This is a genomic window from Alcanivorax jadensis T9, from assembly GCF_000756655.1.
Classification (GTDB): domain Bacteria; phylum Pseudomonadota; class Gammaproteobacteria; order Pseudomonadales; family Alcanivoracaceae; genus Alcanivorax; species Alcanivorax jadensis.
The window spans coordinates 104,340-119,654 of record NZ_ARXU01000006.1; the positions used below are offsets into that span (position 1 = coordinate 104,340).

At 59.8% G+C, this 15,315-nt stretch carries 10 protein-coding genes; 5 read left to right on the top strand and 5 right to left on the bottom strand.

The genetic code is table 11. The annotated features are described in order from the left end of the window. Window positions 1-46 precede the first annotated feature (46 nt). Window positions 47-1,423 (top strand): alanine/glycine:cation symporter family protein, encoded by a 1,377-nt coding sequence (locus T9A_RS09700; RefSeq protein WP_052042761.1) that lies wholly within the window; start codon window positions 47-49, stop codon window positions 1,421-1,423. Here T9A_RS09700 and T9A_RS09705 read toward each other — a convergent pair. Continuing rightward, a complete protein-coding gene (locus T9A_RS09705; RefSeq protein WP_232222065.1) occupies window positions 1,398-2,006 on the bottom strand; it encodes an HAD family hydrolase in 609 nt (202 codons plus the stop codon). The two genes, T9A_RS09700 and T9A_RS09705, sit on opposite strands and share 26 nt — an antisense overlap. Window positions 2,007-2,107: 101 nt before the next feature. Between T9A_RS09705 and T9A_RS09710 the strand changes: the two genes are divergently transcribed. Beyond that, the gene (locus T9A_RS09710) at window positions 2,108-2,623 is read left to right on the top strand and encodes an outer membrane beta-barrel protein (RefSeq protein WP_035247699.1); all 516 of its coding nucleotides are present in this window, start codon (window positions 2,108-2,110) and stop codon (window positions 2,621-2,623) included. 67 nt (window positions 2,624-2,690) lie between these two features. On the opposite strand, the gene T9A_RS09715 is transcribed toward T9A_RS09710, so the two are convergent. Together T9A_RS09715 and T9A_RS16630 are read right to left on the bottom strand one after the other, a co-directional pair. Further along, window positions 2,691-3,716, bottom strand: coding sequence for a lipase secretion chaperone (locus T9A_RS09715; RefSeq protein WP_035247702.1), 1,026 nt, complete (start codon window positions 3,714-3,716; stop codon window positions 2,691-2,693). 62 nt (window positions 3,717-3,778) lie between these two features. Further along, complete coding sequence (locus T9A_RS16630) at window positions 3,779-4,453, bottom strand: TetR/AcrR family transcriptional regulator (RefSeq protein ID WP_052042763.1); 675 nt, start codon at window positions 4,451-4,453, stop codon at window positions 3,779-3,781. Between the two features lie 275 nt (window positions 4,454-4,728). Between T9A_RS16630 and T9A_RS09725 the strand changes: the two genes are divergently transcribed. Together T9A_RS09725 and T9A_RS09730 are read left to right on the top strand one after the other, a co-directional pair. Beyond that, window positions 4,729-5,697 (top strand): esterase/lipase family protein, encoded by a 969-nt coding sequence (locus tag T9A_RS09725; protein ID WP_052042766.1) that lies wholly within the window; start codon window positions 4,729-4,731, stop codon window positions 5,695-5,697. Window positions 5,698-6,176: 479 nt separating this feature from the next. Continuing rightward, window positions 6,177-7,733, top strand: coding sequence for an MFS transporter (locus tag T9A_RS09730; protein ID WP_035247704.1), 1,557 nt, complete (start codon window positions 6,177-6,179; stop codon window positions 7,731-7,733). Here T9A_RS09730 and T9A_RS09735 read toward each other — a convergent pair. Further along, window positions 7,714-8,115 (bottom strand): hypothetical protein, encoded by a 402-nt coding sequence (locus T9A_RS09735; RefSeq protein WP_035247707.1) that lies wholly within the window; start codon window positions 8,113-8,115, stop codon window positions 7,714-7,716. The genes T9A_RS09730 and T9A_RS09735 overlap by 20 nt on opposite strands. A 397-nt stretch (window positions 8,116-8,512) precedes the next feature. Here T9A_RS09735 and T9A_RS09740 point away from each other — a divergent pair, with 397 nt between their 5' ends. Further along, entirely contained in the window at window positions 8,513-9,361 is an 849-nt protein-coding gene (locus T9A_RS09740) for a metal-dependent hydrolase (RefSeq protein WP_035247709.1), read from the top strand. 320 nt (window positions 9,362-9,681) lie between these two features. On the opposite strand, the gene T9A_RS09745 is transcribed toward T9A_RS09740, so the two are convergent. Beyond that, window positions 9,682-15,273 carry an alpha-2-macroglobulin family protein gene (locus T9A_RS09745; RefSeq protein ID WP_035247954.1) on the bottom strand — a complete coding sequence of 1,864 codons (5,592 nt, stop codon included), beginning with the start codon at window positions 15,271-15,273 and terminating at the stop codon, window positions 9,682-9,684. Window positions 15,274-15,315 lie beyond the last annotated feature (42 nt).

Here is a 15,315-nt window from a genome sequence, read left to right on the forward strand (position 1 = left end):
CAGCTCACACTGACCCCGCAGCACCGCCATGCTAGGGTTAGGTCCCATGGATACGATCAAACAACTCGAAACAGCCATGGGTCAGATTGTCGGCTTTCTCTGGGGACCACCGCTGGTCGTCCTGCTGGTGGGCGGCGGTCTGTTCTTCCTGCTCTATTCCCGCCTGCTGCCCTACCGCTACCTGCCGCAAAGCGTGCGCCTGCTGTGGCGCAAACCGGACCGCGATGATCCAGGTCAGCTCTCTCATTTTCAGGCGTTAAGCACTGCGCTGTCCGGCACCCTGGGCATGGGCAATGTGTCCGGTGTGGCTATTGCCATCGCGGTAGGCGGCCCCGGGGCGATTTTCTGGATGTGGGTCAGTGCCCTGGTGGGTATCGCCACCAAATTCTATACCTGCACCCTGGCGGTGATGTTTCGCGGCCAGGACAGCGAAGGCCAGTGGCAAGGCGGCCCCATGTATGTGGTGCGCGAAGGGCTGGGCAAGAAATGGCTGCCGCTGGCCTATTTCTTTGCCGTGGCCGGATTGCTGGGCACCATGCCGATCTTCCAGATCAATCAACTGGTCCAGGTGCTGCGCGACACCCTGGCCATCCCTGCCGGGCTGGCCAGCGCCGATGCTCATTTCACCTTCGACCTGATGCTGGGCCTGGTGCTGGCCCTACTGGTGATGGCGGTGGCTCTGGGTAAGTTGCCCCGGCTGGGCAAGGTCACCGGCATGCTGGTACCGACCATGGTAGTGGGATATCTGCTGCTTACCGCCGTGGTGCTGGCAAGCCATGCCAGCGAGATCCCTGCCGCCTTTGCGATGATTTTCGAGGATGCCTTCAGCGGCAATGCCGTTGCCGGCGGCGTGGTGGGGGCTGTGATAATCACCGGCATTCGCCGAGCCGCGTTTTCCAATGAAGCCGGCATCGGTACCGAAGCCATGGCCCATGGTGCCGCCCAGACCAGGGAGCCGGTGCGTGAAGGCATGGTCGCCATGCTCGGGCCGGTGATCGATACACTCATCGTCTGCACCTGCACGGCTCTGGTCATTCTGATCAGCGGCGTCTGGCAAAGCGGGGAAAGCGACGGGGTCACGCTTACCGCCAACGCCTTTGGCAACCTGTTCCCCCATGGCGGCGCCGTCATTCTGGCAGTGCTGGTGTCCCTGCTCAGCCTGAGTACGGTTTTTACCTTCTGGTACTACGGCAGCAAGTGCCTGGGCTTTTTGATTGGGGCGAAATACCAGCACCATTACATATGGTGGTATCTGGTGCTGGTGGTGTTGGGTGCGGTGGCATCACTGAAGCTGGTGGTGAGTCTGATCGATTCCATGTACGCGCTGATGGCGATTCCCACCATGACCTCTGCCCTGCTGCTGGCGCCGAAGGTCAATCAGGCGGCCAAGCGATATCTCAAGCCGTCGCAAGCATCTCGGTGAATTGCTCAAAATCGGCAAGGTGCCAATCAGTTTCGTCGGGGTAGCTGTCGGTTAGTGCGGGATCATAGAAACAGCTGATCATATTGGCGCGCCGCGCCGCCTGCAGGTCGTAAAGAAAATCGCCCACATAGACAAGACGCTTCGGGCTGAGGCTCCAGGCAGCCGCGATCTGTAACAGGCCGTCGGGAGCGGGTTTTGGCGGGCAGTCTTCCCGCGCAAGCAGTATATCTACCTGTATTCCCAGACGGGTCATAGTCAGGTCTGCGACTTCACGAGCATTACGGGTGAGAATGGCGGTAGGCAAGTTACGGCGGGAACAAAACTGCAGGCATTCGCGAGCACCGGGTATCCATTCGGCACGCTCGGCACCACGGCGCTCATGATCGAGAACAATCTGCTCGGCAGCACGTCGGTCACTCTCAGGGAGTAACTGAATATATTCCAGTACCCCTACTCCCTCCGGGCAAGCCAGTTCGCCACGAATGGCGGTAAAGTCGAGACGCGAATCCACCAGGGTACCGTCCAGATCGAAGATCACTCCCTGAATCGAGGAAAGCGTATTAGTGTCAGGTATTTTCATCATCGCAGTGTACCCCGAGCCAACGTGAAAGTAGCAACAAGCTTGCTATTCACAAGGATCAAACTGGGAGATACTGACCCTCACGTTATTTAGGAGTGATGCTCATGAAACGCTTTGCAAAAGCACTCAGCGGATTGGCCTTGTTGTCACTGGCCCCTCTCGCCAGCGCTGGCGGCGTCTATATCGGCGCCGGACTCTACAACGCCTCCGTAGATGAAAAAGTGGACAGCCTGAACTTTGACGATAGCGATACCACCGGCGCCCTCTTCCTGGGTTGGCGCCCCATCGAACTGATCGGCGCGGAAGTGGGCTATTACGACTTCGGCAAGCAGGAAGCTGACAACGGCACCAAAATTGAAGGCGGTGCCGTTACCCTGGCCGGGCTGCTGAGTTTCGAATTGGGCCCGGTAGGCCTTTATGGCAAGGCCGGTGTGGCAGATACGGATTTTGATATCAGCAATGGCGCCAGCAAGGATGATGATTCATCCACGGATGCCTTCGGCGGGGTCGGTGCCACCGTGGATCTGCTCGACAAGCTATACCTGTATGGCGAGTTCGTGCACTTCGATAATGATGCCGGGGTCGATATGATCGGCGCCGGTCTGCGTTACCACTTTTGATGATAAGCACAGCCATCAAATAGCCTGTAGGAGCCTGCTTGCAGGCAAGCTCCTACAGGTAACGTCTTCAACGTGTCTGGGTGTTGATCCGATCCAGGGCCTGCACCCGGGTCAATTCCTTATCTTCAAATAGCTGCTGCTGCAGCCGTGCCAGGGCCACCTGCTGATCGGTGTGTGACAGGCCACTGCTGATCAATTGCTGGCGTTGCTCACGGTAGTCCTCATAGCGCGTCTGCCAGTCTTGTCGCTGTTGTTCCAGTGCCTCGAAACGCGCCACGGCCTGGGTCCCGAAAGTCTGCTCCCGCAGCGCCCGGATTTCCGCGTCGCTGGCACCCTGCTCCCGTAACGTCTGGGTGCGTTGCTCCAGCCATACCGGTGCGCGGGTGTCATAAAGCATCTGCTGCATGCCCGGCGGCAGGTTCTGCTCAAGGTTGCTCAACTGCCGGTCGCGTTGCGCTGCCGACAGCCCTTCATTCTCAAGCAGCGCCTGCCGTTCAATCATGTACCGGTCGTAGGTCATATCCAGACCATAAAAGGCATCGGCGACTTCCGGGCCCAGATAGGCCTGCTGCATATCATGACGCTGGCGAATGGCCGCGCGCATGGCCGTCACACTGCCATCGTGTTCCGGTAATTGCTCCATGGCTTGCCGCAACCCCATGTATTGCTCATAGAGCGCCCAGGCCTGCTGCGCGGCTTGCGGTGGCAACTGTTCTGCCAAGTGTCCCGCCAGGCGCGCCTGAATATCGTCCAGGGACTCTTCCCCCAGCGCCGTCAGAAAATAATCAAACACCTGGCGAATGGCAGGATTGATCAGCAGATCGCCATCGGCAGTGACCCGCAGATTGCCATCCACCTGGGTACCAACCAGGGAAGCCGGTGCGGGCCCCAGAGCCTGCGCACGCTGGCGGTAGTAGTCGTAGCGGGTCGAACCGGTCAGCTCCGCTTCGACGGGTTCCTCCAGGCGAGTGCGGTCGGTATCGGCGGTGGAATCCGGCGGACTGTTGCGATCGGAAGCGCCCGGTATACCCCAGATCAGCACTGCCGCCATCGACAAAAGCAACAGAACACCCACAAGGTAGCGTTTTTCCATGGTGATTCCCTTTTTGTTGTTATTCTTTTGGTTGTGCTGTTCGCCCTGATTCTGTCGCCCGGTTAACTTTCCTCCAGCCCCAGCAGCCGACTGAAGAAGGGTGACGCCATCATCTCCTGCCAATCGTGCCGGTTACCCAGCATGGCGATACACAAACGCCCCATGACCTGAATATAGTGGGGCATCTCGGTATGTTCGGCCTGCATGCAAAACTGATAACCAAGATGCTCAATGCCCTGCACCAGAGACGTTAGCGCCAGATCTCCCGGCGGGGTTCGACCGTGTTTCACCATGCTGTCATGCAAGATGGCAACGATGCGCCGGTTATGTTCATCGCGATACCGCGACACCGGTGATGAGCGATCATGCAACTCGCGAAACCGAGCCTCCATCAAGAGTCCCTTGGAGCGTCCCCAGTTCAGGTAACCGCTCAAGGCCATGGGCAGATAGTCATAAAACTCTTTCTGCGGCTGTTCGAACACTTTGACAAACAACCGCTCCACGTCCTCGTTACAGTCGCGAATGATCTCATCAATCACATCCACGGCGGAGGAGAAATATTTATAGAAGGTGGGGCGTGACACATCCGCCTGCTTGAGAATCAACGCCACTGTGGTGCCATAGGTGCCATGCTCTCCATACACCTCCCGGGCCGCCTCAAGAATCCGCTCGCGGGTGTCCCCGGTTTTTCCGACCGGCCGTCCCCGCCGCCGCTTTTGTCCTGAATCAGACTGCATTCTTCCCACCCTTAACACTGATGTTACTTTACCCCAATTTTCCAGGCTGACCAGACACAACCCGGAAAATACCCGAAACCATTGGAACTGATACTTTATTCTTAATGCCGTGCACAGTTAACAGCAGAATATAGGCTGCTTATAACAAACAAACATTAACATTGCTGTTAATTAATGGCCTGACATCCTTTAAGGTAAACCCACTCCTGAATCAAGGAGCGCTCGGCGAAGACCTGGCAGTACCGCCGATAATAATAAACAACAAGGTGATGCCAATGATTTTATCCCGAAGAGCGCCGCTACGGGCGCTAAATCTACCCCTTTGTCTGCTGCTGTCAGCCCTCTGCGTGCCCGCGCATGCCGGATGGTTCGACTGGCTGTTCAAGGATACCTATACCGAAACCCGTTATCCCATCGTGCTCAGCCATGGCCTGTTCGGCTTTGATGACATTGCCGGCTACAACTACTGGTACCGAATTCCCGAAGAGCTGCGCCGCAGTGGTGCCGAGGTGTATGTCACCCAGGTGGCTGCCGCCAACAGTACCGAAGTGCGCGGCGAACAACTGGCTCGCCAGGTGGAGGCGATCCTCGCTGCGACCGGTGCAGAAAAGGTCAACCTGCTCGGCCACAGCCATGGTGGCCCCACCGTTCGCTATGTGGCCTCGGTATACCCGGACTATGTGGCGTCTGCCACCTCCGTGGCTGGCCCGCATACCGGCGCCCGCATGGCGGATGTACTGCTGGGCGTACAGGAAACCTTGCCACTGGCTGGCGACCTTCTCGGCAGCATCGTCAACGCCGCAACCGGATTTCTGGATCTGATTTCCGGTGGTGGCTATGAGCAGGATTCCTTGGCTGCCCTCTATTCCCTGTCCACCGCCGGCAGCACGGCGTTCAACAGCCACTATCCCGAAGGCCTCCCGGACGACACCTGCGGCCATGCCCCGGAAATGGCCGATAACGGCGTGCGCTACTACTCCTGGTCCGGCGCCAAGCCTTTGACCAATGTGCTGGATATCAGCGATGCCGGTATGGGCCTGCTCGCCCTGCTTTACCTTGGCGAGAAGAACGATGGCCTGGTGTCCAGTTGCTCCAGCCACCTGGGGCTGGTGATCCGCAATGACTACCGCATGAATCATCTGGACGAAGTGAATCAGATCGCTGGCCTGGTCAGCCCCTTCGAGACCAACCCCACAGCAGTATTCCGCCAGCATGCCAATCGGCTGAAAAACCGCGGACTCTGAATCTGGCAAAACAATAAAAATAACGGGAGAGCAATTTCTTTGAGGGCGCCGCAAGGCGCCCTTTTTCTTTTCTTCTTCGCAGGTAGAGTGAAGAAATACTGCGATGGGCCTGCAGACATATGCGATATCAAAAACGTAGGGTGCACTGAGCCTCAGGCGAACTGCACCATCAAACGTCGGATCGGTGCAGTTCGCCTGAGGCTCAGTGCACCCTACGTTTTTGATGATCTGCATCGTTGGTCATTCAGATTCAAGATTCTGTCATCCTCACCGCTATTTCCCGGACAGGCGCCACACTGTCATGCAATCGACACTGGCTTTGCCAATTGTCAGCAACGATACTGGCCGGCTGCCTTTCTTGCGTAGCCAGCTTGACCTCAAGTCAGGTTGAGACTTTAGGGTTGATTCAATCCGTTCCTGTGTCGAAAGAGATGCACCAGGAACGACGACGTAAGATGCCCTGTTGCGAGGAAAACGCTATGCCCACCCCCCAACCCGCCACACGCCGTGAGTGGCTGGGACTGACGGTGCTGATGCTGCCCACCGTGTTGCTGGCCCTGGATATGACGGTGCTGCATCTGGCCGCTCCCCATCTCAGTGCCGATCTGAAGCCCACCAGCGCCGAGCTGCTGTGGATCCTGGATATCTATGGCTTCATGATCGCCGGCTTCCTGGTGACCATGGGGACTCTGGGCGATCGCATTGGTCGGCGGCGTCTGTTGCTTACCGGGGCCACCGCCTTCGGTATTGCTTCAGCCATGGCGGCCTTTGCCACCAGTGCGGAAATGCTGATTGCCACCCGCGCGTTACTGGGCATTGCCGGGGCCACTCTGATGCCCTCTACCCTGTCGCTGCTGCGGAATATGTTTCAGGTGGAGCAGGAGCGCACCGTGGCGATTACCGTGTGGATGACCGGTTTCATCGTCGGTAGTGCCATTGGTCCGCTGGTGGGCGGTGCGTTGCTGGAATTCTTCTGGTGGGGCTCGGTGTTCCTGCTGGGGGTACCGGTCATGCTGTTGCTACTGGTGTGCGGCCCGCTGCTGTTACCGGAATTTCGTGATGAGGAAGCCGGCGCCCAGGACTGGACCAGCGCCCTGCTGTCGGTGGCCATGGTTCTGGCGGTAATCTACGGTCTGAAAGACATGGCACGCAACGGGGTGTCACTGATACCGCTGCTGTCCATTGCTCTGGGACTCGCTATCGGGATGCTGTTTGTCCGTCGCCAGCGGCGGCTGGCCGAGCCCATGTTTGATCTGTCGCTGTTTGCCATCCGCACCTTCAGCACCTCGGTGGCGGCCATGATGCTGACCATTCTGGCCCTGTCCGGCGCCTGGCTGATGGTATTCCAGTACCTGCAGGGGGTGCTCGACCTGTCGCCGCTGGAGGCCGGGCTGGTGATGCTGCCGCCTGCCCTGGTGCAAACCGTAGCCTCTTTGCTGGTTCCCCGGCTGACCCGTTACCTGCCCCACTGGCAACTGGTTAGTGCCGGACTTGTGATGGCAACCTTCGGTTTGCTGATCCTGCTGCTGGTGCACAGTCCGGCCCAGATCCCCTTGTTGATCGTGGGAATGACAGTGATGGGCGTGGGCGTCATGCCGATGATGATTCTGGGTACCGACATGGTGGTCAGCGCCGCACCGGCACGCAAAGCCGGCGCGGCATCGGCCACGTCGGAAACCGCTACCGAACTGGGCATGGCCCTGGGGATTGCGGTGATCGGCAGTATTGGCGCGGCCGTGTACCGGCAACATATGCTGGAGCAGCTCCCTGCGGGATTGCCTGACGAGCTGTCACTGGCTGCCGGGGATACCCTGGGCGGCGCCATCGGTGCCGCCGCGCAGTTGGGCCCGGAACTGGGCGCGCCGGTGATGGCCGCCGCCCGAGAGGGCTTCAGCCTGGCACTGCATACCAACTCGGCCATTGGTGCAGGGATTCTGGCAATCACTGCCGTGCTGGTGGCTGTGATGCTGCACAGCCGCACCCCGGACGATGGGGTGGAAGCGGAGCCAACCGTGCCTACTTCACCCGATCAATAATAACCCGGGTGTCGCCGGCCTCTGTCGGGCCGGCGCCGAAGGCCGCCACCAAGGTGGGGCCTTCGTGCAGGCGCACCTGCTGACGGATTCTGTGGCGCCCGTCACCACTGCTGCCGTAGGCGATGTCGAGAGCAAAGCTGTCCTTGCCCAGGCGGTCAATTGCCACGTCATAACCACTACCACTGGCTTGCCAATGGTGACGACTGTCACTCTGATAGAGCCGAATCACCCAGTCGCGACCGCCCTCTTCATTGCCCTGCTCCACCACCCGGATACCGCTGTCAGGTACGCCATGGCGCTCCATCACCAGAAAGTGGAAAGCACTGGCAATCGCCACCAGACACACCACCGCGCTTAACAGCAGACGCCATTTTCCCGTCATTGCCGACCCCTATCAGTTATCCAAAGCCCATTGTTTCAATTCCGTTTCCGGGGGGCCTCTGCGTAACTCCTTGCATGCTCAGCGAGACCTGAAGTGTGCAGCTGTTGTGTTTTGTCGCGACGGACAGGGTGGTTCCCTTTCCTAGCGACAAAGCGCAGCAGATGTGCGCTTCAGATCTCGCCCTCCGGGGCTTTCAGGCTGGCCCACACTCGTTGTTGCACTTTCTCGACAGGCAACCAGCATGCCTTTAAAAGTGCGCCTAGATTGTGAACCAGCCTGAAAGCCTGAGTATACAAGGAGTTACGCAGAGGCCCCCTACTCTCACAGTGGAATTGTATTTTTTGGCCAACAGGCGTTAAGTGGATGACAGGATCATTGGAGAAGAGGTGGTATAACAATGAAAATGCACATCATGCCAATTCGCCGGAATCTCAAGTTTCACGTTCCGGATGACAAGGTACTCAACTGGCACAGTTGGGGTCCCACGGTCACCCAGTTCTTCAACACCCTGTCGCTGTTTTTCCCGGAAGGCGAGCGTTTCTTCATCAACAGTGTACGCAAGTATCGCGACCGCATTGAGGACCCGGAACTGCAGGAAGCGGTGCGGGCCTTTATCGGCCAGGAGGCCATGCACGGGCGCGAGCACGAGGATTACAACCAGAAGATGGTGGAGGCCGGTCTGCCGGTGGATACCCAGGAAGCCATTGTTTCCAAACTGCTGGATGTGATTTCCAAATACACCCCCAATGCCCTGCAACTCTCCGCCACCGTGGCACTGGAACACCTGACCGCCATTCTTGCGGATATCCTGCTGCGTGAACCGGACCTGATTGATGATTCGGATGAGTCATACCAGCGTCTGTGGCACTGGCATGCCCTGGAAGAGACCGAACACAAGGCGGTAGCGTTTGATGTTTACCAGACCGTATTCGGTAGCGGCATCAAGGCGTGGGGTTTGCGCAGTGTGGGCCTGATCCTCGCCACCACCATTTTCTTCTCGCTGTTCTATCCTTTCTACCTGATCAACACCTGGAAGGTAGGCCAGCTGTTCAATCTGAAAGGCTGGTGGCTATCGTTCAAGTTCCAGTGGCTGAAACCGGGCGGCCTGCGCCGGGTGGTGATTCCCTGGCTGGACTGGTTCAAACCCAAGTTCCACCCCTGGGACCATGACAACCGGGAGTTCCTGGCGGAAATGGATAACCTGATCGGCGACGCAGACGGCTATCAGAAAAACGAAGCAGCCTGATCCAAAGCGACAAGGCATGCACAAAAAGCCCCGGAAAGTTCCGGGGCTTTTTGCTTAAGGGGATTCTTGAAGAAGCAGACTGTGCCAACGTCTTCGTCATGCGAGCATGACTTCCCACACATCCCGACGTTGGGGTTTGTGGGAAGCGATGTTTACATCGCGAAGGGTGTGCACTGGCACAGACCTCAAGTGAACGATATGACCGGAGAATTCCAGGGCCTTTTCAATTCGCTCCAGTGGTTTCGGCTGAGCGGAGGGAGCGGGGTGAAACCACCGCTCCCACAAAACCTGGCTATGCGATCGCCGCCACCGTCACGTGTTTATTCCCGTTTCACCTCGACCCACTGGCCCTTACTCCGCGCCTGACGGCGACCGTCGTACATGGCTTCCACGGTCCAGGCGGGCAGGTAGAAACGGCCAGCGAAGGAGGCGTTCAGGTCCACGCTCAAGGTCAGAGCATTCTTGCTGCCGGGTTTCAGGTCGAAGTAATGCATTACCCGGTCATCGCGCAGATCCTGATAGGTCACCTTCTCGTTGTTGTCCGCGCTGCCATCCAGGCGACTGCTGGTGAGCTGCCAGCCGGAAGGCAGGATTTGAGTCAGCGCCACATCGTCCAGAGTGCGCGACCCGGTGTTGGTCACCGTGACTTCGGCAGTGAAGTCCTGCCCCTGGTCCAGGCTAGCCGGGTTGATCGGCTTGTCATTGGCAAGGAACCGCACTGCCAGACTCAGGCCTTCGCTCACCGGCGCTTCGTTGCCCGGCGACGGGGTGCCGGTCTGGCTTAGGGTAACGAACAGCTTGCGGTCGCTGTCGTTACGCACGCTCAGCGACTGCGTGTCATCCCCTTCCCTGCCGCCGGCATTGAGTGGCTGGCGGGTGACCGGCGAGGTGGCGGCAATATCCTGCCAGCTCTGTTTGCCTTCCTGCCACGCAAAGCGGTAACCATGATCGCCCCCCTGACTGCCCGCATAGCGGGCCATGGCCATCAGTGACCAGGCGGTGGTCTGGGTGCTGTACCAGCTCTGCCCGGATAGCTGATCGGCAATGTCACGGGCCAGGGTCCAGGCCTCCTGCTCCCGGTTCTGCGCCTCAGCCACAGTCAGGCGAATGGCCTGATCACGCAGGGAGGAGCCATAGGTGTAGCTGGCACCGTCATACTCCAGATTCTCAACGTCCAGGGCGGTCAGCTCCGCCGCCACATCGCTGAGCCCCATCTGCTGATAGGCCGCCGCCAGCAACCAGCGACCGCTGTGGTAACTGGCGCTGCGAGGATAATCCTGCTTCGCCATCTGCAGACGCTCGCGCAGGCGGTTCATGGCCCCCACCTGGGGCTTGCCGGCCAGGGCCAGGGTGTACTGGCGATAGGCTTCGGCGCTCCATTCCCAGGGTCGATCTCCCAGGGTCTGACTGCGCCGCGACTGATAGTCGACCCAGTCATCGATCATGCCGGCGGGCACCGCATACCCCAGCCGTCTGGCTTCCAGCAGGAAGTGGCCGGCATAGGTGGAGCCCCAGTCATTGGCCTGGGCCTGGCCGGGCCAGTAACCGAAGCCGCCATTGGCCAGCTGGAAACGCTTGAGCCGTTCGATGCCGGCGGTAATGTTGGTCTGGATCTCCTGTTGCTGCTGCTCATCCAGTTGCACCAGCTGTTTCAGGTACAACTGCGGCAGCACCGACGAGGTGGTTTGCTCGACGCAACCATGGGGATAGCGCAGCAGGTAATTCAGGCGTCGCTCCAGGCCCATGGCCGGCAGGGCACTGACTGTCAGGGTAGCACTGTTGGTACCGGTCATACCGTGGTGCTGGTAATCCAGCGCCCAGCTTTCCCCTTTCTCCAGCATCTTGAAGGTATCGCGGGTAGTAGGCGGGTTGGCCGCCCGTACCGGCAGGTGCACGGTTTCGCTGGCGCGATGCTTGCCGCCCGTGGCCGTCACCGTGACAGAGCCGGTACCCACCCGGTCGTTGGCGCGCAGACGCAGCATGGCGATCTGGTCCGACGGCCCGGTAAAGGTCATTTCCGCCTCGCCGGTTTCCACACTGAACAGGTCATCATCCGCCTGCACGGACAGCTTGACCTGTTTCACCGCGTCGTCGGTCACGAACACCGTCACCGGCAGGTCCACGGTTTCGCCGGGGCCCATCACCCGTGGCAGGGTACTCAGCACGGCCAGCGGCTGGGTGACGGTGATGTCCTGATCGGCCTTGCCATAAGCACCGTTGTCACCGGCCACCACCATGGCCCTGACCTGCCCCATGTAGGACGGCAGGGTGATCTCGTGACTGGCGCTGTCGCCCGCGTCCAGGGTGAAGGGACCGAGGAATTTCACCACCGGCGGGAAACGGCGGCGCTGTTTCTCGCGGCCGTCATCGGCACCATCGGAGCCGCCCAGGGCCAGCAACCGGTCCAGCTCGGCCCCGTAGGCGCCGACCACCATATCGAACAGGTCCCAGGTCAGTACACCCAGGGCCTCACGACGGTAGAAGGCGCCATGGGGATCCGGGGTGCGGTAGTTAGTCAGGCCCAGTAGGCCCTCGTCCACCAGCGCCAGGGTATAGGTCATGGCCTTGCCCTGCTTTTCGCTGACTTTCACGATGAAGCTTTCTTCCGGCTTCACTTTTTTCGGAGCCTTGATCTGCGGCTGCAGACGGGTGGCCGGGTCTTCCACCAGCAACGGCACGATGCCGTACAAGCGGATGGGACGATCGTTGTCCCGCTGGTGTGGCTGCAACAGGGCCACATGCACATACACGTTGGGCGCCATCTCGGCAGTGACCGGGATATCCAGCGTCTGGGCCTGGCCACTGGCCGGTAGCCAGTAGTGATCCAGCACCCGGGAGCCGTTCTCCAGACTTACCAGCAGGCGGCCTTCGCTGACGGCGGGCAGTTCCACCCGGGCGGTGTCTCCCACCTGGTAACTTTCTTTATCTGCGGACAGGGACAAGCGGGTGGCGGCATCCTGGCTGCCACTGGCCTGGTCGCTGCTCCAGCCCAGATACACCGTCTGCGAGGTGCAGTGATCACTTTGTCGATCACAGACGCGGATCAGGTGGCGGCCCCAGTCATAGGCGGCGCCGTCCAGCGTCCACTGGCCGCGCCCCTCTGCATCGGTGGTGATCTGGGCCTGGGTGACAGATCGGGTGTTGGGGTCGCTGATAAAGTTGCTCAGGTCCTCGCCGGAACGGTCCCACCACCAGCGCCAGTCAATTTCATAAACAGTAATATCCAGGGGCCGACCGGATACGGCCTTGCCCTCACTGCTGACGCTGATCAGGTCGATGGCGTGCTTGCCCTCGCGGGACAACGCACCGCCCCAACCACTTCCCTGCGGCACCTGCATGCCTACCCAATGTTTGAAGGGATAGACCGGCACACTGCGGATCTGGGTGCTGTAGTCACCGCTGTTCTCAAACACCCGGGTTGTCAGGGTGGCACGCAGCAGGCCAGGGGTCTGCTCCACCGGGATGGTGAGCGGAAAGCTGGCCTTGCCCTGCCCGTCCACATGGGCCTCGAAGGCAGTAAAGGGCTCGCTACTGAGCGCGCGGGTGCTGTCATCGAAATGATAGGCATTGAGGCCATCGAAGCGGGTGGTGGTCGCCGCCACTCGTACTTTTACATCCGCTTTCAGGTTGGCGGCGGTAGCGCCGTTGAGCCATTGAGTAAACAGGCCCACCTGCGCCGCCTCGTTGGCGGGCAGTTGCTCGGGCAATTCCAGGTCGATCTTCAGGCGGTTGGGCTTGATCGCTTCCACCCGCACCGGGGTATCGAAGTAGCGCTGGCCCAGCCGGGCTACAGCACGCCAGTTGCCAGTGGGCGCGTCTTCACTGGTGCTCAGGGTGAAGGCATAGAAGTCCCCCACCGGCTGATCCAGGGTGTAGCTTTTCACCTTGTTTCCACGGGGGTCGAACCAGTCCAGAGTCAGCGGGTGATCGTCGGGCAGCACAGCGTTCTTGTCTTCGAGAATAAAGGTCAGGTGGATGTCATCGCCCGGGCGCCACACATCACGCTCTCCGTAGAAGAACCCTTTCAGGCCGTCTCGCACGGTCTGGCCGCTGGTGTTGAACTGGTTGGTGGGCAGCGCCCGGTTGCGGGCCACTTTCAGGAAACCGGTGTCGCGGTCTTTCACCGCCTGCAGATAAAAAGGTGTGCCATCCAGCTGGATGCTGGCCATCCCCTCTTTATCGGTAAGACCCATGCCCACCTGTTGCTGCTGGTAGTTGTAGGCCTTCACCACCACCTCGGCGGCGGGCTGGTTAGTGTCCAGGGTGGTAGCTACCACGTGCAGGGTATCGTCCTGACCGCGCTTGGCGATCAGCCCCAGGTTGGAGGCCAGGAAAGCGCGAGTGCTGCTGGCCAGGTCGTTATAGCGGTAGTAACTGTCGGAGCAGGGGTTGTCCTGTTCATACCAGCTCAGGTAGCCGGCATCGCGGTAATAGTCGGCCAGCCGGTCCGGCTGCTGCTGTTCCTGGCCCGGGCCCTCGTAGTTGTCCGGCAGGGTTGTGTTGCGGGTCAGGGAGGCATCCGGGCAGGTGTAGGTAATGTCATCGCCATCAATGGTCAAGGTGAGATGCACCAGACCATTGGGGTGTTTGGCCATCAGCTCGGTCAGGTCCAGATGATAGCGCTGCCAGCCGTCGCCGTTGGCGGGCAACTCAAGGGTTTTCTGCCACAGGTAGCGACCGGTGCGGGTGTCCATGTCCCCTTCATCCAGCTCACTACCCTGCAGATAATTGCCAATATTGTCGTCAAACACCCGGAAGGCCTGCACCTTCACCGAGCGGATCCCCACCGCTTCAAAGGGCACGCTGAGTTGCTTGCCATCCGGCAGGATGGTGCCCTTGCCGGCAAAGCGCACGCCGGGCTTGCTCATCATCAGGGTGACGGTTTTTTCCAGTTTTTCCGCCAGCCGGCCATGGCGGGCGGAGCGCAGGCCGGCATCGATCACCAGCGCCACATTTTCTTCCTTGTCGTCCTGCGGATAGACCCGCAGGCGGCTGCCGTCCACTTCCAGGCGTGGCGCCTTGCCGTTCAGGGTGACCAGGCCGTTGAGGTTCTGGGAGCCTTGCAACGCCTCGGAAAAATTCACTTCCACATGAGGTTTGGGGTAGTTCACTGCCCGCACATTGGTGACTTCGAAGACCGCCACCGCCGGGACGTTGTAATGGCGTTCACCCTGGTTCTCTACACCCAGGGGGGAGCCATCCCAGCTCAAGGTCACCTGGCTGGCCTGGTCACCCCGGCGGATGCCGGCAACGGTAAATCCATGGCGGAAACCGGCCTTGTCGTGTTCCCAGCGTACCGGTAGCGTCTGATTGTCCTGGCTGGCACGCAGGCTTTTCTCCACCGCTTCGGCCTCGGCCAGATCCCGGGTTTCCAGGCTACCGGTGAGCACCATTTGTTCGCCGGCCTCGGCCGGCAACAGGGACTGCACCGTCAGGCTCAGTTGCTGACGCATCACCTGCAGGGGGAATTCTGCCGGAGGCAGCGTTTCATCCACACCGTCCAGGCCCTGGGCATAGAGCATCAGAGTCAGCGTCTCACCGGCGGCCAGCGGTTCCGAGGGGCGGATTTCCAGTCTGTCTTCGGCGGTGAAGCGTATTTCTGCCGGCATGTCCGGCACCAGACGGGCAACGCCGGAGACCGGTTGATCAAGCTTTTCTGCAGACGCTACCGGATGATTAAAGCGCACCACCAGCGGCGCCCGGGAACTGATGATCGAAGGGGGAGATGCCGCCAGGTGAGCCTGCCAGCGCTGATCCAGCTGTGTCGGCGCAGGCTGCGCGATTTGCCTGTCGGCTTTATCCTGTTTAGGAGGAGAGTCACTGTCCCCCTTCTCTCCGGTATCACAGGCGCCCAGTGACAATGCCAGGCACAGCATCAGTAACCGAAAAAACGGCAATCCCCTCGTTGACATAATACGCTTCCAATGCAAATTGATGATCAGGCCAAACATAGC

Excerpts from the sequence above, each read along its gene's own strand:
- T9A_RS09740 (WP_035247709.1), top strand. The coding sequence starts at position 8,513 with ATGAAAATGCACATCATGCCAATTCGCCGGAATCTCAAGTTTCACGTT.
- T9A_RS09745 (WP_035247954.1), bottom strand. The coding sequence starts at position 15,273 with ATGTCAACGAGGGGATTGCCGTTTTTTCGGTTACTGATGCTGTGCCTG.
- T9A_RS09710 (WP_035247699.1), top strand. The coding sequence starts at position 2,108 with ATGAAACGCTTTGCAAAAGCACTCAGCGGATTGGCCTTGTTGTCACTG.
- T9A_RS09715 (WP_035247702.1), bottom strand. The coding sequence starts at position 3,716 with ATGGAAAAACGCTACCTTGTGGGTGTTCTGTTGCTTTTGTCGATGGCG.
- T9A_RS09735 (WP_035247707.1), bottom strand. The coding sequence starts at position 8,115 with ATGACGGGAAAATGGCGTCTGCTGTTAAGCGCGGTGGTGTGTCTGGTG.
- T9A_RS16630 (WP_052042763.1), bottom strand. The coding sequence starts at position 4,453 with ATGCAGTCTGATTCAGGACAAAAGCGGCGGCGGGGACGGCCGGTCGGA.
- T9A_RS09705 (WP_232222065.1), bottom strand. The coding sequence starts at position 2,006 with ATGATGAAAATACCTGACACTAATACGCTTTCCTCGATTCAGGGAGTG.
- T9A_RS09730 (WP_035247704.1), top strand. The coding sequence starts at position 6,177 with ATGCCCACCCCCCAACCCGCCACACGCCGTGAGTGGCTGGGACTGACG.
- T9A_RS09725 (WP_052042766.1), top strand. The coding sequence starts at position 4,729 with ATGATTTTATCCCGAAGAGCGCCGCTACGGGCGCTAAATCTACCCCTT.
- T9A_RS09700 (WP_052042761.1), top strand. The coding sequence starts at position 47 with ATGGATACGATCAAACAACTCGAAACAGCCATGGGTCAGATTGTCGGC.